The following is a 19,608-nucleotide window of genomic DNA, read 5'->3' on the forward strand; positions in this document are numbered from 1 at the left end:
GCTCTATTGCGCCGCCTCTTCCCGGGCCAGGAAGCCGCCGGATTGTCGGGACCAGAGCTCGGCATAGAGCCCCTTCTGGGCGATCAGCTGGGCATGCGTGCCGTCCTGCACGATCGCGCCGCCATCCATCACGATGAGCCGGTCGAGCGCCGCGATCGTCGAAAGCCGATGCGCGATGGCCAGCACCGTCTTGCCCTTCATCAGCTCGTCCAGATTGTCCTGGATGGCCGCTTCCACTTCGGAATCGAGGGCCGACGTCGCCTCGTCAAGCACGAGGATGGGCGCATCCTTCAGCATGACGCGGGCAATGGCGATCCGCTGGCGTTGCCCACCCGAAAGCTTGATGCCCCGCTCGCCGACATGCGCATCGAAACCGGTGCGCCCGCGCTGGTCTTCCAGCCGCTCGATGAAGGCCAGCGCCTCGGCCCGCTCCGCCGCCAGCCGCAGCGCGCGGTCGTCGGCATCCGGGCGCCCGAAGAGGATGTTGTCGCGAATGGAGCGATGCAGAAGCGACGTGTCCTGGCTCACCATGCCGATCTGGGCGCGCAGCGATTCCTGCCGGACGCCGGCGATATCTTGCCCGTCGATCGTGATCCTCCCGCCTTCCAGATCGTAGAACCGCAGGAGCAGGTTGACGAGCGTCGATTTTCCCGCGCCCGAGCGCCCGACGATGCCCACCTTCTCCCCCGGCCGGATCGTCAGCGAAAGGTCGTCGATCACGCCCTGACCGCGCCCATAGTGAAAGCGGATGCCGTTAAAGGCGATGCTCGGCTGCCGCACCACAAGGTCGGGCGCCTTCGGTCTGTCAACGAGATCGATCGGCTGGGCGATCATGTCGGCCGCGTTCTGGATCGTGCCGATGTTGCGCATGATGCCGTTGAACTGCACCATCATCCGCGACAGCAGGAAATTGAGCCGGAGGACAAGCGCCAGCGTAAAGGCGACGGCGCCGGAGCTGATGGCGCCGGCAAGCCAGAGATGCACGCTGAGAGCGGCCATCGTCACGATCATGATGCCGGAAAGCAGCGCCATGGACGCCCGCACGCCCGTGATGAAGCGGGTAAAGCGCAGCGTTGTGGCCTGGAACGTATCGAAACCGTCGCGCATGTAGCGATCGTTTTCCTCGTCGCGTCCGAACAGCTTCAGCGTCTGGATATTGGAGTAGGCATCGACCATCCGGCCCGAAAGCATGGAGGACGCCTCGGCCGTTTCTTTCGAATGGGCCCGGATGCGCGGCACGAAATAGCGCGCCAGCGCCGAGAAGATGACGAGCCAGACGAGCACGACCGCCGCCATCGTCAGGTCGAGCTGCCCGACCAGCACCAGCGTCGAGACGGAATAGATGCCGACGAACCAGACGCTCTCCATGAGCGAGGTCACGACGTCGCCCGCCGCCTGCCCGCCCGACCAGACCTTGGTGACGATCCGCCCGGAAAAGTCGTTCTGGAAGAAGGAGACCGACTGCCGTGCCACATGCAGATAGGATTGCCAGCGCACCAGATTGTAGAAGCCCGGCGTGATGATCTGCTGATCGACCAGCGCCATCAGCAGCGTGACCACGAAGCGCACGACGCCGATGAGGAGCAGCATGCCGACGAGTTCCCGCCCGTGGCTCGCGAGCAGCCCGTCCCATCCCGCGCTCCGGTCCACCGTCGCCAGGATATCGACGAGCCGGCCGACGAACCAGAACAGCGCCGCCTCGATCGCCGCACTCATTCCGCCGAGCACCAGCATCGCGACGAACGGCGCCTTGGCCTGCCGGATATAGAACCAGATGAACCCGACCAAACCGCGCGGGGGCTGCAGGGCCTCCTTGTGCGCAAAGGGCTGGATCCAGGTTTCGAAGGTGCGGAAGATGGGGCGCAGGAACATGGCGGGGAATATACGCGCCAAGCCGGTCACGACAATGCACGGGCGGCGTCAGGGCGCGTTAAATTCCGTCCATGATGGACCGAGCCGAGGGATAGGGCTTGGCTCTCGTCTCACGGGCGCGACCGTCTCCCCGCGCACGGGGAGACGGAAAGGGAAGACGGAGAGAAGAAGGACAGCCAAGCCCACGGAGCAAATCGAGATGCGGCATGACGGTCGGCAGCCTGCGCCGACCCGAGGCGCCTACTCCGCCGCCGCGTCCGTCGCGTCGTCCTCCTGCAGAAACCCGCCCGACTGGCGGGACCAGAGGTCGGCATAGAGACCCTTGGTCGCGACGAGTTCGGCATGGGTGCCGGTCTGGATGATCTCGCCCTGTTCGAGAATGACGAGGCGATCCATCTCCGTCAGCGTCGACAGCCGGTGGGCGATCGCGATGACAGTCTTGCCGGACATCAGCGCGAACAGGTTCTCCTGGATCGCCTGCTCCACTTCCGAATCGAGCGCCGAGGTCGCCTCGTCGAGGATCAGGATCGGCGCGTCCTTCAGGAACACGCGCGCGATCGCGATCCGCTGGCGCTGGCCGCCCGACAGTTTGACGCCCCGCTCGCCAACCTGCGCGTCCAGACCCTTTCGGCCCTGGTTGTCCTCGAGGACCGCAATGAAGTCCCAGGCATTGGCGCGTTTGGCGGCGGCGATGATATCCGCGTCGCTCGCCTCCGGCCGCCCATAGGCGATGTTGTCGCGGATGGAGCGATGCAGCAGCGAGGTGTCCTGCGTCACGACGCCGATCTGCCGGCGCAGGCTGTCCTGCGTCACTTGGGCAATGTCCTGCCCGTCGATCAGGATGCGACCGGATTTAAGGTCGTAGAATCGCAGCAGCACGTTCATCAGCGTCGTCTTGCCGGCGCCCGACCGGCCGACCAGCCCCACCTTCTCGCCCGGCGCGATCGACAGGGACAGCCGGTCGATGACCTGCTTGTGCTTGCCATAGTCGAAGCCGATCGCTTCGAAGACGATCCCGCCGCGCGACGCGTCGAGCACCTTGGCATCGGGCACATCGATGATGTCGTGCGTCTTCGTCATCATCGCCATCCCGTCATAGACCGTGCCGATGTTTTCAAAGAGCGCCGAGACCTCCCACATCACCCATTGCGACATGCCGTTGATGCGCATGGCGAGCGAGACCGCGATCGCGATCGAGCCGATCGACACGTCGCTCGTCATCCACAGGTGAATGCCGAGGGCGGCGATCGCAAACAGCGCGACGCAGTTGTTGGTGTAGACCAGCACGTGGAACAGCGTGACCTTGCGCATCTGCCGGTGCACGGTGCCGAGGAAGGCGTCCATGCTGTCCTTGGCATAGACCTCTTCCCGGCCCGCATGCGAAAACAGCTTGACGGTCGCGATGTTGGTGTAGCTGTCGACGATCCGGCCGGTCATCATCGAGCGCGTATCGGCCTGCTCTTTCGAGATCTTGCGCAGACGCGGCACGAAATAGGCGACGATGCCGATATAGCACGCCATCCAGAGGACGAGAGGCGCCAAGAGCCGCCAGTCGGCCGCTGCCACGACGACGAGCATCGAGACAAAGTAGCTGACGACATAGACGAACACGTCGAGGATCTTCATGACCGTCTCGCGAACGGCCAGCGACGTCTGCATGACCTTGGTGGCGACGCGGCCCGCAAACTCGTTGGCAAAGAACGTCATGCTCTGCCGCAGGAGGTAGCGGTGCATCTGCCAGCGCGCGATCATCGGATAGTTGCCGAGCAGGATCTGGTGCATGACCATGGAGTTCAGCGCCACGATGCCCGGCAGGCCGATGAGGATGATCGCGCCCATGATCATGAGACGCGTTCCCTCCGTCTGGAAGAACGTGTTCCGGTCGGCCGCCGACAGCCAGTCGACGAGATTTCCGAGAAACTGGAACAGCGCGACTTCCCCGACGGCGATCAGCATCGCGCAGACGGCCATCAGCAGCAGCCACGGGGCGGCCGGCCGTGAATAGTGCCAGCAGAAGGCAAACAGCCCCTCCGGCGGAGCTTCGGGCTCCGCCTCGGGATAGGCTTCGAGGCGGGATTCAAACCAGCCGAACATGATCAGGCTCCAAGAACAGGAGATTCCGGAGCGATTCCCGACGACCGGAATGCGGTCGGTCCACGAGATCGCGGCGAAAAGTGGGGGTCAGGAAGGCGGAAACGTCCGCATTCGGGATAACGGGGCCGCGATGGGCGTCAGACGAAGGTCACGGGGATCAGGGCTGGAGAAGCATGATCGAACCTCGGCGAGCGGCGCTGGTTTCTCCTCGAGCGGAAAAGAAGCGGCGCGAACCGGTCAGCGGCGAGAGGCCGTCCGAACAGGTCGGAGCCACATCACCCGGAGGTTGACGGTCACTGTGATATCCATGCAATCCTCCGTACGTTCGTGTGGGCGCTGACCACCCTTTAACGATTTTTTAAGGACGATGCCAGATCGCCGGACGGCTTTTTTCGCCCGGCCGGGTGACGGCGCATGTCCTGTTGCCAATTCGGCACGGATCGCCTACCCGACATCCATGCTGCGCATCGCTCTCTATCAGCCCGACATTGCCGGAAACACGGGCACCATCCTGCGGCTCGCGGCCTGCCTCGGCCTCGGCGTCGACATCATCGAGCCCGCCGGCTTCGACCTTTCCGACCGCAACCTGAAGCGCGCCGGCCTCGACTACATCGCCTCTGTCACGCTGACGCGCCATGTCAACTGGTTGTCCTTCGAGGAAGCGCGGCAGGCCGAGGGACGGCGGCTGGTGCTGGCGAGCACCAAGGCCGCGCTGCCCTATACAGGCTTTTCCTTTGCACCCGGGGATACGCTGCTCTTCGGCCGCGAAAGCGCCGGCGTTCCGGACACGGTCCACGCGACCGCCGACGCCCGCGTCGTCATTCCGATGGTCGAAGGCCAGCGCTCGCTGAATCTTGCCATGTCGGTGGCGATGATCGCGGGCGAAGCGCTTCGACAGACATCCCCGGCGCCGTCCCCGTTGCCGGTTTAATCGGCTGTCGGTAGGCGGCGCATCGTGAACTCGATCCGGTCGCCCTCCAGCTGGCGCCAGCTTTCGACTTCCGTCCAGTAGGCCGCCTTCGGAAAATGCTCGAACCATTCCAGCGCCTTCCGGCGTGCGGACGCGCGATCGAGCAGAAAGGTCTCGCGAACGAACAGGCTGCCGCCCGACGCGCTGCGTTGGTCGCGATGCCGCGCGATCTGCCGCTTCAACCCATCAAGGGATGGAGGTGCCGGAGGTCTTGCCATGCCACGCCCTTTCGTCTCGGGAGATCTGGTACCGTCTTGAAGATAGGCGTCGCGACGCGGTTTTGCGAGTCGAATCATTGCCCCGGAAATCCGGGAAAACAACAGGATAGGCCGGCGTGACGATTCCGCTGGCCTGCGAAATGGGCTAGGACTGCCGGATCAGAACGTATCGAGGACCGCCGCGATGGAAAGACCCGACCTGACACCCGGCCTGCCCGACGATATCGAAGACAAGAAGCGGCAGGCGCGCGCCTGGTTCGAGAGCCTGCGCGACACGATCTGCACCGCCTTCGAGGCGATCGAGGACGACCTGACAGGGCCGCTCGCCGACGAGCCTCCCGGGCGCTTCACGCAAAAACCCTGGCAGCGGGATGGGGGTGAAGGGGGCGGCGGCGTCATGTCGATGATGGCCGGACGCGTCTTCGAAAAGGTCGGCGTGCACACCTCGACCGTCCATGGCGAATTTTCGCCCGAGTTCCGCGCGCAGATCCCGGGCGCCACCGAGGACCCCCGGTTCTGGGCATCGGGCATCTCGCTGATCGCCCATCCGGTCAATCCCAATGTTCCCGCAGTGCACATGAACACGCGCATGGTGGTGACCACCAGTCAGTGGTTCGGCGGTGGTGCCGACCTGACGCCGGTGCTCGATCGGCGCCGCGTGATGACTGACCCGGACACCGTGCTGTTCCACAAAGGCCTCGAGATTGCCTGCGGTCGCCACCCCGTCGCCGATCATGCCCGCTTCAAGGCCTGGTGCGACGAATACTTCTTCCTCAAGCATCGCAACGAGCCGCGGGGCACCGGCGGCATCTTCTATGACTGGCTGCATTCCCCGGCGGAACAGGGCGGCTGGGAAGCGGATTTCGCCTTCACGCAGGATGTCGGACGGGCCTTTGCCATGCTGTATCCGAAGATCGTCCGCAGCAACTTCAACACACCCTGGACGGAGGAAGACCGCGACGAGCAGCTCGTGCGGCGCGGACGCTATGTCGAGTTCAACCTGCTCTACGACCGCGGCACCATCTTCGGATTGAAGACCGGCGGCAATGTCGAATCGATCCTCTCCTCGCTCCCGCCTGTCGTCCGCTATCCCTGACGGCTTGGCGCGCCGGGTCGGCACGCGCGCAACCAATCATCGCCAGAGACGTTTGCCTCGGGACGAACTTTTCGCGCCACGGCGCAGGAGCAGAGGAGACGGGATGATGGTCTACAAGGAACGGACGTTCTTCGGCACGGACCCGGGCGATGCGGCGGCCAACCAGCCGGCGGGCCTGGAAGCCCGGGTGGCCGACATGCTGGCCGCCATGCGGGATGTGGAGGTCAGCGACGTCAGCGTCGTCGCCCGTGGCAACACCATCGTGCTCGGCGGTTTCATCGGCTCGCCGGACGAGGCCGATCGTGTGGTGGAGGCCGCGACGTCGATCGAGGGCGTCGACGAGGTGATCAACCAGATGACGATCCCCGCGGCCCGCGGCTGAAGCCGCACGCGCCGCATCCGACGGGACGTGACGACATCAACAGACCGCGCGAAGCGGTCTGTTCGTCCGCTTCGGGGTCGAAGCATGGCGTTGTCAGATCGCCGTGAGCGTCCAGCGGACGATATCGGCCACGACCTCGGCAGCCGCGCCGTCGAGACCCTTGATATAGGCGGAAGGTTCGGTGCCCGAGACCGGAACAGTGGCACGAAACGCCTTCTGCGCGCGCACGGTCCCGTTGCGGTCGTTGACGATCTTTGCAAAGATCTCGACCACCGCGGTGCGCGATCCGGTCGTGTCCACTTCAAAGGCGCGGATCTCGGTCACGATCTGGTAGTCGATTGCAAGCCCCTCGCCCGGCTTGCCGACACCGCCGACCTTGCCGGTATTCTCGAAGGCCTGCACCAGCTTCGACTGGACCATGCGCGGCAGGCGATCGCCCCACTGCGATTTCGCCAGATACTGAAGCTCGGAGCCCGAAAGACGGATGACGATCTGGTCGCTGTCCAGCGCCTTCAGCGCCGTCGGCTCGGGCACGAGGATCTGCTTGCTCGTGGCGGCCGGTCCCTGCACCGAGGGAACGGACGACAGGCTGTAGGTGTCGTTGTTGGCCTTGCCCGCGCAGGCGCCGAGCGGCAATGCGACGATGAGAAGAGCCAGAGCCCGGAGGAAACGCGATTTACCAGTACCGTTGACGTCCGGAAACATACAGCCATGACCCTTATTGTTGGGGAGCAATCTAAGCGGCGACTTGAACAAGACAAGGGCGAAACGCCCCGATCGCATCCCGTGCAGCACCGAAAAGCGACGACCTGTGCAGCCATGTCACGCTTCTCGGGCGCCGGCCGGGCGCAAGCGCGCCCGAGCCGCCCCATCGCATGCCAATTGGAAACATAAACGCGGTTTCAGCCGCGATTCCCACGTCCGGCGAGAGTGTTTTGCCGCGCAGCCGAATCACGGGAACGACCGCCGGGAGGGCGTCAACGACGCGTGCGCCCATTATACTGCTTGACCGTGTCGCCACCGAAGAGGAGCCGCTGCGGGTTCTTGTCGAAGGTCGAGATCGTGTTGTCGAGCGATTGCACCGTGCGGCGCGTATCGTCCACCAGTGCCTCGATGTCGCGCAGGCCGGAGCTCGTGAAGCGCTTGAGGTTGTTGGCGATCGGGCCGATCTGGGCGTTGATGTTGTCAGCCACGCTGCGGAACGAGGCCAGCGTCTGGCGCGCATCCTGCGAAATGCCCGGCGCGTCGGCATCGCCCAGGAAGCCGTCGAGCTTCACGAGGATGCCGTCGACGCGGCTCGATGCGGCGTTGAGCTTGTTGGCCATCTGCGTCACGTCGGTGATGGTCTGGTCGATCTCGGGCTGCCGCTCCCGCACGCTGTCGGCGAGCGACGCGAAGGTCGAGATGGCGCGACGGGCGTCCGCGCTGGCCACGGAGGCATCGTTGATGACATTGCCGACCTTCTGCGAATCGACCGCGCCGAGCAGCGAATCGACCTTGGCGAGCGTCGTCGTGGCATTGGCGCCGAAGCGCTCATAGGTTTCGGCCGTCTTGCGGATCGTGGCAATCGTGTCCGACACGCCGGCCGAGGCCGCCGTCAGTTCGTCGCTCATGCGGGCGACGTTGGAGACGATGCGGTTCACATCCTGCGGATTGACGGATTTCACCAGGGCATCGGCCGAGGTGAGCGTCGAATCGAGCTTCTCGGCCGCGCTGTTGATCGAGGTCGACAGCGCGCTGACGCTTTCCAGGAACTGGTCGATGCCTTCGGAATTGTCGGCCAGCGACTTCGAGAAGCGCTCGGCATTGGTGATGGTGCCGGTCAGCGGTCCGCGGACGTCGGAGACGAAGCCCTGGATATCGCCGATCGCGTCGTTGGCGCGGTCCATGATCTTGTCGGCCGTCGCGAGCAGGCTGGTCACGCTCGACTGGTCGGCCTGGATCTGCGCCGAGGTGCCTTCGTCCAGCGCCTTGCGCAGGATGCTCGGCTCGCCCTTGTTGCCGCCGCTGAGTTCGATATAGGCGGCACCCGTCAGGCCCTGCACTTCGAGGGTCGCCTTGGTCGAGGTCAGGACCGGCGCGTCGGCCGAGACCTCGGTGACCGCCACCGAGTAGCGCGGATCGTTGGCGTTGATCGCCAGGCTGCGCACGCTGCCGACCGGAATGCCGTTGAAGCGCACGGGCGAACCGACGCTCAGGCCGTTGGCCGAGCCGGGAATGCTGACGACGAGCTCCACCATTTCGCCGCCGCGGCCAAATTGGGACATCCAGTAGACGAACCCGAAGGCGGCGACGATCACGGCGATGGTGAAGAACCCGACGATCGTGTAGTTGGCTTTGGTTTCCATCTTTGGCGTCTACCCTGTGGCCGCTCGGGCCTTATTGAACTGTCTGAAATTTCGGGGGCCGGTCAGCCCGCGCGCGTGCCCTGCGGGCTGCTCTGCGGGTTTTCCTGCCGGTCTGCGGCATTGCGTTCGGCCACGGCGGTGTCGTGGTGGTGCAGATCCTGGCCGTCGTCCCGCACGATCGACCGTGCGCGCTTGCCGCGGAAATAGGACTGGACCCAGTCGTCGTCGGACGCGAGCATGTCCTCGATCGTCCCCTCGACCATGACCTTCTTCTTTCCGAGCACGGCGATCCGGTCGCAGACGGAGAACAGGCTGTCGAGGTCGTGAGTCACCATATACACGGTCAGGCCCAGAGTGTCGCGCAGCCGGGCGATCAATTCATCGAACTCCGCCGCACCGATCGGATCGAGGCCCGACGTCGGCTCGTCGAGGAAGACGAGATCCGGATCGAGCGCCAGCGCACGCGCAAGGGCGGCGCGCTTGATCATGCCGCCGGAAAGCTCGGAGGGAAACTTGTCGGCCGCCTCCGGCGCAAGGCCGACGAGTTCGATCTTGAGCCGGGCGAGGTCGTCCATGATCTCCTGCGGCAGATCGAGATATTCCCGCATCGGAACCTGGATGTTCTCCTTCACCGTCAGCGAGGAAAACAGGGCGCCATGCTGGAACAGCACGCCGAGGCGCGTGTCGAGCTCGACGCGCTCCTCTTCGCTGACGGCATCATATTCGGCTCCGAGGATCTCGATTTTGCCCGAGCGGCGTGGCAGGAGCCGCAGCACGGTGCGCATCAGCACGGACTTGCCGGTGCCCGACGGGCCGACGAAGCCGAGGATCTCGCCGCGATAGATATCGAGGTTCAGCGCATCGAGGACGACATTGGAGCCGAAGGCAACGGTCAGGTCCTTGACGGAGAGGATGACCTCGCGCCCGGACGCGTCCTTCCCCGGCCGTCCGCGATCGGCGTCTTCGCCCGTCTCCCGGTCGTCGCGCGGCTTCGGCGTCTCCGCCGTCATGGTCTGCGTGTCCTGGGCGGTCTGCATCGACGTCGCCTCCATCAGAAATTGATCGCCGAATAGAAGATGGCGAAGAGGGCGTCGATGAGGATGACCACGAAGATCGACTTCACCACCGATTGGGTCACATGCTTGCCGAGCGATTCGGCGCTGCCGCCGACCTTCATGCCCTCGACGGACGCGACGATGCCGATGATCAGCGCCATGAACGGCGCCTTGATCATGCCCGCGAGCACGGACGAGTAGTCGACCGCCTCCTGCAGGCGCGCGAGGAAGGTGGACAGCGTAATGCCGGAATAGATGTTGACGACCATGGCCGCGCCGGCGAGCGCTGCGAAGTTGGCGATGATCGTCAGCAGCGGCAGGGCGATCGTCAGCGCCACGAGGCGGGGAAAGACGAGGATGCCGATGGGACTGAGCCCCATCACCTTCAGCGCGTCGATCTCCTCGCGCATCTTCATCGAGCCGACCTCGGCCGTGATCGCGCTGCCGGAGCGGCCGGCGATCATGATGGCCGTCAGGAGCACGCCGATTTCGCGCAGCTGCAGGATGCCGACGAGATCGACCACGAAGAGCTCGGCGCCGAAATAGCGCAGCTGGAACGCCCCCTGCTGCGCGATGATCGCGCCGATCAGGAAGGACATGAGCGTGATGATCGGCACGGCCTGGACGCCCATGCGGTCGATCTGGTTGATGATCGCCGCCGGAGAGAGCCCGCTGTGGCGGCCGACCTTCAGCTGCGCCCCGCGCACGGCGGAGCCGACAATGTACATGGCGGCGACCATATCGTCCCACATCGACAGGACGGCCTTGCCGATCGGCTGGAACGCGCGGTCGGCAAGCGTGCGCGGCGGGCTATCGTCCGCCTGCGGTTCGCGCAGTTCGGCCGGCAGCGCCTTGACGAGTTCCAGGTAGCCGGCATTTCCGCCGTCAAGCGTCACGGCGTCGTCGCCGCCGAGCTTCGTCATGAACCGGCGGATGATCCAGGCGCCGGCCGTGTCCATCGCGGAAATGTCGGAAAGGTCGAAGCGCACCTGCGCGCCTTCCAGGCCGCCGGCGGGCCGCGCCATCTCGTCCAGGCGCTTGACCACGGGGGGCAGGCCGGACGCACGCCAGTTGCCGGCGAAACGATAGACCGTGCCCCCTCTCTCGCCGGAATCGTCGCGCTCGACGGTCGCTTCAGTCTTGACGAGGGTTTTGGTCACGCGGTTCTGAATTCTCTGTGCAAAGGTTGCATGGGTGTCGATCAGCAAACACTCATAGCGACTGCTGCTGACGATGTCACCGACGGAAAAGAAACCGATGACAAACGTGACGACAGCCAGTTGACGACCGTGATGTCGATGCCACGTTCTCCGCTAGGATCGTTTCGGAAAGGGCATACGCAGATGACGACGCTTGAGATCACTGTCGAGCATTTTCCCATTGCCGGCGCGTTCACCATCTCGCGCGGCTCCAAGACGGCAGCGTCCGTGGTCACCTGCCGGCTTCGCGACGGAGCGGCGAGCGGCATCGGCGAATGCGTGCCCTATGGCCGCTATGGCGAGACGATCGAGGGCGTGGTCGCAGCCATCGAGGCCTGCCGCCACGCGATCGAGCGCGGCATCGGCCGGGCCGAGCTCGCCCGCATCATGCCGGCGGGTGCGGCGCGCAATGCGGTCGATTGCGCGATGTGGGATCTGGACGGCAAGAAAAGCGCCCTGCCCGTCTGGCAGCTCGCCGGCCTGTCCCTGCCCCAGCCGCTCGTCACCGCCTTCACGATCTCGCTCGCCGACCCCGAGACCATGGCGGCCCGCGCCGCCGAGGCCGCGTTCCGTCCGGTGCTGAAGGTCAAGGTCGGCACTGCGGACGACACGGCCCGCATCCGCGCGGTGCGGACGGCCGCCCCCGAATCGATTCTCATCCTCGACGCCAACGAGGCCTGGACGGAGGCGAACCTCGCCGCCCACTTCGCCGTCTGCGAGGCGTGCGGCGTCGCGCTCATCGAGCAGCCGCTCCCGGCAGGTCGCGACGAGTGCCTCGCCCGCGTGCCCCGCCCCGTCCCCGTCTGCGCCGATGAGAGCGTCCACACCATCGCCGATCTGGACCAGCTCGCCGACCGTTACGATGCTGTCAACATCAAGCTCGACAAGACGGGAGGCCTGACCCACGCCTTCGAGATGCGCGACCGGGCCAGGGCCCTCGGGCTCGACGTCATGGTCGGCTGCATGGTCGGAACCTCGCTTGCCATGGCGCCCGCCGCCCTCCTCGCGCAGGGTGCGGCCTTCGTCGATCTCGATGGGCCCCTGTTGCTCGCGCGCGACCGCGAACCCGGCCTGCGCTACGAGGGCTCGCGGCTGATGCCGCTCGAGCCCGAACTCTGGGGCTGAAGCGTCCAGGCGGCAATCAGCAAAGCAAAGCCGATGAAGGCCGCCACGGCCATGGCGAGAAAGCCGTGGACGCCGAACCAGCCGTAGAACGCGCCCGACACGAAGGTGCAGAGGGCGGTGAACATGCCGGTGTAGAAGAAATAGAGCCCCTGCGCGGCCGTCTCCTGCCGCTCTGCCACGCGCCGCACCAGCATGGACTGCAGCCCCGTATGCATGATCGCATAGGTGAAGGCGTGCGAGCACTGCAGCGCGAAATAGCCCCAGAAGCCGAGATCGAGCGGGAACACCAGCCAGCGCAGGATAGCCAGCCCCGCGCCCGAGAAGATCATCGCCCAGAGACTGACGCGGAGGAGAATCATCTTTGCGGCGATGAACATGACGATTTCAGCCGCCACGCCCGCGCTCCAGAGCAGCCCGATCTGCGTGCCGGAAAAGCCGATGCTCGCCCAGTAGAGGGCCGAAAAGGCAAACAGCATGCCGTGGCTGCCATTGACCAGTCCGACACCCATCAGCAGCATCTGGATGTCGGGCGCCCGCAACGCCTTTGGCGGCGGATCGGCCAGCGTCGTCAGCGTCGAGGGACGGCGCGGCGCGCCGATGCGCGGCGCGAGGAAGGTCACCGCCACCATGGCGACGAAGCCCACCGTCATGGCCGGCAGCACCATCGTCGCGCCGTAGCGGCTCATGAGAGCGCCGCCGATCATGGTCGAACAGATGAAGGCGATCGAGCCCCAGAGCCGCATCCGTGCATAGTCGAAGCCCCAGCGCCGCACGCCGGTCAGTGCGACCGCCTCGACGATCGGCACATAGGGCGAATAGACGACGCCCTGCAGCGTGTAGATGACGAGAACCGCCCAGAAGCCATGGGAAACGAACAGGCCGAGCGCTGTCAGCAGCGACAGGCCGGCCGACCAGAGCAGCAGGCGCGTCCGCTCGCCGAGCCCGTCCGCAATCATGCCGGCAACCGGGGCCGAGAACACGCGGACGAACATGGGAACCGCGAGAATGATGGAGATCTGCGCCGCGTCGAACGCGAGCGACGCCAGCCAGACCGGAAAGAACGGCAGTGCGAACCCGTTGATGAACAACGGCGCGCTGAACAGCAGCGCGATCCGCGCCACGAAACGGGACGGCGGGGCCGGCTCGGGAAGCCGCGGCGGTGTAGGAGGTTCCATGCGTATTGACCTGCTGCCGCCGTCCTGAGACCGGAATCGCTGTGAGGTGACGGTGTGATGCCGGTATAAAGCGTTCCGCCGCTGCGGGATGCGTCTTTTTTGACGCAAGCGCGGGGAATTTCTACCCCACCGGTCCGGCGGGCTGGAGACCCGCATCCGGTTTCTCCGACTCGTCGATGCCGCTGCCACGGCACCCCTCGTCCGCGATCGCAAACCGGTTTACGCGGCGTCACTCCACCGCATGCCGCTTCATGCCGTTTGAAGCCGCTTGGAACCGTTCAGGCCGCCTGGCGCGCCAGAAGCGAGCCGATCAGCGCCTGTGCCTCGCTCGTATCCTCGACGGGCTGCGGCACGCCCGCCAGGATGTTCCAGGTGATCAGCTCCATGCGGCCGTCCGGGTGCTCCGCGATCGCCGTGCAGCTCTCCACCCAGTCTCCCGAATTCATGTAGCGGATCCCGTCGATATCCTCGATCACCGCATGGTGGATATGGCCGCAGACGACGCCGTCGGCTTCGGCTTTCCGTGCTTCGGCTGCAACCACCGTCTGGAACGCGCCGATGAAATTGACCGCGTGCTTGACCTGCTGCTTGGCCCAGGCGGAAAACGACCAGTAGGGCATGCCGAGCCGGCGGCGAACGGCGGCAAGGCCGATATTGACGACGATGGCCATGTCGTAGGCCCAGTCGCCGAGATAGGCCAGCAGACGCGCGTTGCGCACGACGACATCGAACTCGTCGCCATGCAGCACGAGGTAGCGCAGCCCGTCGGCGCTGTCGTGGATGTGGCGCGCGGCCACTTCGATGCCGCCGAAATGCGTCCCCGGAAAGGCGCGCAGGAATTCGTCGTGATTGCCGGGAATGTAGATGATCCGCGTGCCCTTGCGGGCTTTGCGCAGCAGCTTCTGCACCACGTCGTTGCAGGCTTGCGGCCAGTACCAGGAGCGCTTCAGCCGCCAGCCGTCGACGATGTCGCCGACGAGAATGATGGTATCGGCATCGTGCAGGCGCAGGAAGTCGAGCAGGTAGTCGGTCTTTGCGGCCTTGGAGCCGAGGTGCACGTCGGAAATGAACAGGGTCCGGTAGTGCCGGACGGCAGGTTCGCTCACTCTCTTCTCCTTCGCAGCTCTTTCGGTTTCGGATGCTGCCATCCGTGAAAACAGACTCCTGTTTCAGCAGCATGACAGTGGCGCGCGTGAAAGCGAGAACCGGTCCAAAACCGGACCTGCGAACTGTACGCACCGGCGAAATCGTGCCAGAAGGACCGCGTTGAGAAAGAGGTACTGACGCAATGAGCAGCGGCGACGACACGACGACACCGAAGACACCGGCCGGCGGCGACCTTGACGAACAGGCGTTGTTCTTCCACCGGTACCCCCGCCCCGGCAAGCTGGAGATCCAGGCGACGAAGCCGCTCGGCAACCAGCGCGACCTTGCGCTTGCCTATTCCCCGGGCGTGGCCGCGCCCTGCCTCGCCATTCGCGACGATCCCTCGATGGCAGCCGCGTACACGGCGCGCGCCAACCTCGTCGCGGTCGTCTCCAACGGCTCCGCCGTTCTCGGTCTCGGCAATATCGGGCCGCTCGCCTCCAAGCCCGTGATGGAAGGCAAGGCCGTCCTCTTCAAGAAGTTCGCCGGCATCGACGTCTTCGACATCGAGATCGACGCGCCGGAAATCGCGCGCATGGTCGATGTCGTCTCGGCGCTCGAACCCACCTTCGGCGGCATCAATCTCGAGGACATCAAGGCCCCGGAATGCTTCGAGGTCGAGCGCCAGCTGCGCCAGAAGATGGACATTCCCGTCTTCCACGACGACCAGCACGGCACCGCCATCATCGTCGCCGCCGCGATCCTGAACGGCCTGGAACTGGCCGGCAAGGAGATCGCCAAGGCGAAGATCGTTACCTCGGGCGCGGGTGCCGCGGCGCTCGCCTGCCTCAATCTTCTCGTCGAACTCGGCGCGAAGCGCGAGAACATCTGGGTCCACGATCTCGAAGGTCTTGTCTATGAGGGCCGCGAAGTCCTGATGGACGAGTGGAAGTCGATCTATGCCCAGAAGAGCGACCACCGGGTCCTCGCCGACAGCATCGCCGATGCCGACGTCTTCCTCGGCCTGTCGGCCGCCGGCGTCCTGAAGCCAGAGCTGCTCGTGCAGATGGCCGAGCGTCCGCTGATCATGGCGCTCGCCAACCCCAATCCGGAAATCATGCCCGATCTCGCCCGCGCCGCCCGGCCGGACGCGATGATCTGCACCGGCCGCTCGGATTTCCCCAATCAGGTGAACAACGTCCTCTGCTTCCCCTACATCTTCCGCGGCGCGCTCGATTGCGGCGCCCGGACGATCAACGAGGAAATGAAGATGGCCGCCGTGCGCGCCATTGCGGGGCTTGCCCGCGAAGAGCCGTCGGATGTGGCCGCGCGCGCCTATTCCGAGGAAACGCCGATCTTTGGGCCCGATTATCTCATCCCCTCGCCGTTCGACCAGCGGCTGATCCTGCGCATTGCCCCGGCGGTCGCCAAGGCGGCCGCAGACACCGGCGTCGCCACCCGGCCGATCGCCGATTTCGACGCCTATCTCGACCAGCTGAACCGGTTCGTGTTCCGCTCCGGCTTCATCATGAAGCCGATCTTCACGCTGGCGAAAGCCGCCGAGAAGAAGCGGGTCATCTTCTCCGAAGGCGAAGACGAGCGCGTGCTGCGCGCCGCCCAGGTCCTGCTCGAGGAAGGCACGGCCCTGCCGATCCTCATCGGCCGCCCGCAGATCATCGATCAGCGCCTGAAGCGTTTCGGCCTGCGCATCCGCCCGGACGCCGATTTCGAGGTCATCAACCCGGAAAGCGACCGCCGCTTCAAGGATTACGTCGACCAGTACCTCTCGCTGGTCGGCCGGCTCGGCGTCATCCCGGAAGCCGCCCGCACCACGGTGCGCACCAACTACACCGTCATCGGCGCGCTCGCCCTCAAGCGCGGCGAAGCCGATGCGCTGATCTGCGGCCTCGAAGGGCGCTACAGCCGCCACCTGCGCGACATCTCGCAGATCATCGGCAAGCGGCCCGGTGCGCTCGACTTTTCCGCCATGAGCCTGCTGATCTCCCAGCATGGCGCGACCTTCTTCACCGACACCTTCGTCACCTTCAATCCGACCTCCGAAGAGGTCGCGCAGAAGACGATCATGGCGGCCGAGGAGATCAAGCGCTTCGGCATCACCCCGCGCGCCGCGCTCGTTTCCCACTCCAATTTCGGCTCGCGCGAGTCCGAGAGCGCGAGCAAGATGCGCCGGGCGATGGAATTCGTGCGGCAGCTTGCGCCCGACCTCGAAGCCGACGGCGAGATGCACGGCGAGTCCGCGATTTCGCAGGTCCTGCGCAAGCGGGTCATGCCGAGCACGACCCTGCACGAGGACGCCAACCTCCTCGTCTTCCCCAATCTCGATGCCGCCAACATCACCTTCGGCGTGGTCCGAAGCATGATCGACGGGCTGCATGTCGGACCGATCCTGCTCGGCGCGGCCCTGCCCGCCCACATCCTGTCGCCCTCGGTGACCTCGCGCGGCGTCGTCAACATGGCGGCCCTCGCCGTGGTAGAAGCGTCACACCCGGTATAAACCCGGCGGCCGCGACCGCCCGCCCCGCGAAAGTGATCGGTGGACGCGTTGCGGCCTTACGCAAAGCGGCTAAGATGGTTCCGCGCCCGTGATGGCGCGGACCTCCCGGCGGACCGCCTGATGGATCAGGTTGCTTCGTCGCTTGGTGAGGCCGACCCGAGCTGCCGACCAAAACGGGGCCGACCATAACCGTGCCGACCATAACCGGGCCGACCATAACCGTGCCGACCATAACCATCGAGACAGGCTAGCCGTTTGACGAACCGCAAACTCTCCATGGCCGCAGTGCTGATGCCCCTTCTGTTCCTGTCGGCAGGCGCCCAGGCCTCCGCGCTCTGCGACCGGCTGTATGCGCGCCTTGCCGACCTGCCGCAGCCGACGCAGGACAGCGGCGGATACAACGACGCAGGCCAGCGGAACTATACGGGCGCCATTTCCCGACAGAACATCGAGCTGCGCAGCGCGCGCAGCCAGCAGCGGACGCTCGGCTGCAGCACGGAAAGCGTAACGGTCATCAACGGCGACAACGAAGAGGCCTGCGCCGATCTCGACAACCGGATCGCCGCGATCAGCGCCGATCTCGAGGAGCTGAAGGCCCGCCGCCGGGATGACCTCGTCGGCTCGAAGGACGATGCGGATCGGCGGCGCGTCCTGGTCGCGCTGCAGACCAACCGGTGCGAGGCGATCGACAGCGATCTCGTCAGCGCCTCCGTTTCCGGCCCCGACGGGGACGGGCCGCGCCGCTTCCGCAACATCATCGCCGACCTGCCGCCGATCGGCAGCGACGAGACGAGCCTGCGCGGCCCCTCGGACGGCGCCGCATCCGAGCCGTCGATCTCGGACCTTTCCACCCCCGAACTCCATTCGCTGACGCTGGACGGTCCGCTGCGGACCATGTGCGTGCGCACCTGCGACGGCTCGTTCTTCCCGATCTCCGCCAATGCGACGCCGGACGATTTCGCACGCGATGCCCAGGCCTGCAGCGCGCGCTGCCCGGGTGCGACGACCGAACTCTATTTCCATCCGCTGACCGGCGAGACGCAGGACATGATCTCGGCGAGCACCGGCAATCCCTACGCGGATCTTCCCACGGCATTTGCCTACAAGAGTGGAAGTCCCGCGACCCGCAGCCAGTGCGGCTGCCGTCTGCCGAGCCAGGCGTCGGGTCAAAAGCCCGGCATGCCATCGGGCGCCGGTTTCTCCACCTTGCCGGGCGATGCCCCCGCACCCCGGATGAGCACCCCGTCCGAAAAGGCCGTGGTGACCATCACGACGAAGCCGGGCAGTGTCGTGGCTGCCGACACCGGCCCCGCCCCGGACGTCGAGGCTGTCGAAAGGACGGTCCTGCCTGCGGTGGCGCCGGTCGACGCGCCCGCGCGCGTGGGCAACGAGCGCCCCTATGACCCCAAGGCCAACCGCGTCCGCCAGGTCGGCCCGACCTTCCTGCCGGCCGAGGAATCCGCCATCGACCTGCGCCATCCCGCCGGCCCCGGCTATCAGCCGGAACAGACGAACTGAGCCTTTTCGCCGACCCCTCTGCTACACGGGCGCGTAGCGGACGAACGCGAAACACCGGCTGTCCGGCGACCAGTTCGGCACGTTGATCGTGCCCTGCCCACCAAACAGCTCCAGCACCGCGCGCGCATGGCCGCCGTCGGGATCCATCAGCCGCAGCCGCACCGTCAGGTCGCGGGGATGGTCGACCACATCGCCATCATAGGAAAGAACCAGCAGGTGCCGACCGTCCGGCGAGGGATGCGGGAACCAGTCGGCATAGGGGCTGTCGGTGATGCGTTCGGCAACGCCGCCGTCTGCCGGCACGCGCCAGATCTGCATTCGGCCGGTTCGGCTGGAATTGAAGTAGATCCAGCGGCCGTCCGGCGAATAGTCCGGCCCGTCGTTGCGCCCCTCGCCATGGGTCAGCCGCGTTTCCTCGCCGCCATCGACGCCGATCGTGTAGATGTCGAACACCTGGTCGCGAATACCGCAATAGGCGAGCCGCGCGCCGTCCGGCGACCAGCCATGCCAGTAGGAGGGCAGGTTCCGCGTCACCAGCCGTGGCTCGCCGCCGCCGATCGGCAGCGTGTAGATCGCGGATTTCCCGAACGCCGTCTTGTCGCTGATCGCGATTCGTCCCCCGTCCGGCGAAAGGCCGTGATCGTTGTTCAGCAGGGTGGCGAAACCGGTGTCGATCACCTCCGGCACCGGGTTTGCAAGGCCGATCCGAAAGAGCCGGCCGTCGCCGTTGAGGATCAGCCCTTCGCCGTCGGGCGTGAAATTCGGCGCCTCGACCAACCGGTCCGTCTGCCAGACCACGCGGGTCTCGCCCGTTTCCACGGTGAACACTTCAACCGAACTGCGCATATCGTCCTTCCTCACCCCGGCCTTGTCTGCCCGGCTTTCTCTGCCCAAGCCTCCACCCAGGCGGTTTCTGCCCAGGCCAACGCCCAAGCAAACACTCCAGCCTTCCCAC

At 65.6% G+C, this 19,608-nt stretch carries 16 protein-coding genes; 6 read left to right on the forward strand and 10 right to left on the reverse strand.

The genetic code is table 11. The features are described 5' to 3' along the window. Positions 1 to 3: 3 nt before the first annotated feature. Both ASG25_RS11810 and ASG25_RS11815 read right to left on the reverse strand, forming a co-directional pair. Entirely contained in the window at positions 4 to 1,872 is a 1,869-nt protein-coding gene (locus tag ASG25_RS11810; protein ID WP_062473727.1) for an ABC transporter ATP-binding protein, read from the reverse strand. A 240-nt stretch (positions 1,873 to 2,112) separates the two neighbouring features. After that, the gene (locus ASG25_RS11815) at positions 2,113 to 3,966 is read right to left on the reverse strand and encodes an ABC transporter ATP-binding protein (protein WP_062473729.1); all 1,854 of its coding nucleotides are present in this window, start codon (positions 3,964 to 3,966) and stop codon (positions 2,113 to 2,115) included. Positions 3,967 to 4,423: 457 nt separating this feature from the next. On the opposite strand from ASG25_RS11815, the gene ASG25_RS11820 reads away from it, so the two are divergent. Next, positions 4,424 to 4,897, forward strand: a complete 474-nt coding sequence (locus tag ASG25_RS11820; RefSeq protein WP_062474535.1) for a tRNA (cytidine(34)-2'-O)-methyltransferase — start codon at positions 4,424 to 4,426, stop codon at positions 4,895 to 4,897. Here the strand turns inward: ASG25_RS11820 and ASG25_RS11825 are convergent. Next, entirely contained in the window at positions 4,894 to 5,154 is a 261-nt protein-coding gene (locus tag ASG25_RS11825; RefSeq protein WP_062473732.1) for a hypothetical protein, read from the reverse strand. The genes ASG25_RS11820 and ASG25_RS11825 overlap by 4 nt on opposite strands. A 184-nt stretch (positions 5,155 to 5,338) precedes the next feature. On the opposite strand from ASG25_RS11825, the gene hemF reads away from it, so the two are divergent. Next, positions 5,339 to 6,250, forward strand: a complete 912-nt coding sequence (gene hemF, locus ASG25_RS11830) for an oxygen-dependent coproporphyrinogen oxidase (protein ID WP_062473734.1) — start codon at positions 5,339 to 5,341, stop codon at positions 6,248 to 6,250. A 103-nt stretch (positions 6,251 to 6,353) separates the two neighbouring features. Next, on the forward strand, positions 6,354 to 6,632 hold the full coding sequence (locus ASG25_RS23010) for a BON domain-containing protein (RefSeq protein WP_062473735.1): 279 nt from the start codon (positions 6,354 to 6,356) through the stop codon (positions 6,630 to 6,632). Positions 6,633 to 6,725: 93 nt separating this feature from the next. Here ASG25_RS23010 and ASG25_RS11840 read toward each other — a convergent pair whose 3' ends face one another. The 4 genes from ASG25_RS11840 to ASG25_RS11855 all read right to left on the reverse strand — a co-directional run bounded on the left by ASG25_RS11840 (position 6,726) and on the right by ASG25_RS11855 (position 11,090). Then, complete coding sequence (locus ASG25_RS11840; protein ID WP_062473737.1) at positions 6,726 to 7,337, reverse strand: ABC-type transport auxiliary lipoprotein family protein; 612 nt, start codon at positions 7,335 to 7,337, stop codon at positions 6,726 to 6,728. 272 nt (positions 7,338 to 7,609) lie between these two features. Next, positions 7,610 to 8,980 (reverse strand): MlaD family protein, encoded by a 1,371-nt coding sequence (locus ASG25_RS11845; protein ID WP_062473739.1) that lies wholly within the window; start codon positions 8,978 to 8,980, stop codon positions 7,610 to 7,612. 62 nt (positions 8,981 to 9,042) lie between these two features. Further along, positions 9,043 to 10,017 carry an ABC transporter ATP-binding protein gene (locus tag ASG25_RS11850; RefSeq protein WP_244479387.1) on the reverse strand — a complete coding sequence of 325 codons (975 nt, stop codon included), beginning with the start codon at positions 10,015 to 10,017 and terminating at the stop codon, positions 9,043 to 9,045. Between the two features lie 14 nt (positions 10,018 to 10,031). Next, complete coding sequence (locus tag ASG25_RS11855) at positions 10,032 to 11,090, reverse strand: ABC transporter permease (RefSeq protein ID WP_244479405.1); 1,059 nt, start codon at positions 11,088 to 11,090, stop codon at positions 10,032 to 10,034. Between the two features lie 288 nt (positions 11,091 to 11,378). Here ASG25_RS11855 and dgcA point away from each other — a divergent pair, with 288 nt between their 5' ends. Continuing rightward, complete coding sequence (gene dgcA / locus ASG25_RS11860; protein ID WP_062473741.1) at positions 11,379 to 12,359, forward strand: N-acetyl-D-Glu racemase DgcA; 981 nt, start codon at positions 11,379 to 11,381, stop codon at positions 12,357 to 12,359. Here the strand turns inward: dgcA and ASG25_RS11865 are convergent. Further along, positions 12,311 to 13,534: an MFS transporter gene (locus tag ASG25_RS11865; protein WP_062473742.1), complete on the reverse strand. Its 1,224-nt coding sequence runs from the start codon at positions 13,532 to 13,534 to the stop codon at positions 12,311 to 12,313. The two genes, dgcA and ASG25_RS11865, sit on opposite strands and share 49 nt — an antisense overlap. Before the next feature lie 278 nt (positions 13,535 to 13,812). After that, positions 13,813 to 14,640: a UDP-2,3-diacylglucosamine diphosphatase gene (locus ASG25_RS11870; RefSeq protein WP_244479388.1), complete on the reverse strand. Its 828-nt coding sequence runs from the start codon at positions 14,638 to 14,640 to the stop codon at positions 13,813 to 13,815. A gap of 182 nt (positions 14,641 to 14,822) precedes the next feature. Between ASG25_RS11870 and ASG25_RS11875 the strand changes: the two genes are divergently transcribed. Together ASG25_RS11875 and ASG25_RS11880 are read left to right on the forward strand one after the other, a co-directional pair. Further along, positions 14,823 to 17,135, forward strand: coding sequence for an NADP-dependent malic enzyme (locus ASG25_RS11875; protein WP_062473751.1), 2,313 nt, complete (start codon positions 14,823 to 14,825; stop codon positions 17,133 to 17,135). A gap of 255 nt (positions 17,136 to 17,390) precedes the next feature. Then, positions 17,391 to 18,653: a DUF2865 domain-containing protein gene (locus ASG25_RS11880; RefSeq protein ID WP_244479389.1), complete on the forward strand. Its 1,263-nt coding sequence runs from the start codon at positions 17,391 to 17,393 to the stop codon at positions 18,651 to 18,653. Positions 18,654 to 18,674: 21 nt separating this feature from the next. Here ASG25_RS11880 and ASG25_RS11885 read toward each other — a convergent pair whose 3' ends face one another. After that, a complete protein-coding gene (locus ASG25_RS11885; protein WP_062473755.1) occupies positions 18,675 to 19,499 on the reverse strand; it encodes a TolB family protein in 825 nt (274 codons plus the stop codon). Between the last annotated feature and the right edge of the window lie 109 nt (positions 19,500 to 19,608).

It is taken from the genome of Rhizobium sp. Leaf384 (assembly GCF_001424065.1).
Taxonomy (GTDB): Bacteria; Pseudomonadota; Alphaproteobacteria; order Rhizobiales; family Rhizobiaceae; genus Ferranicluibacter.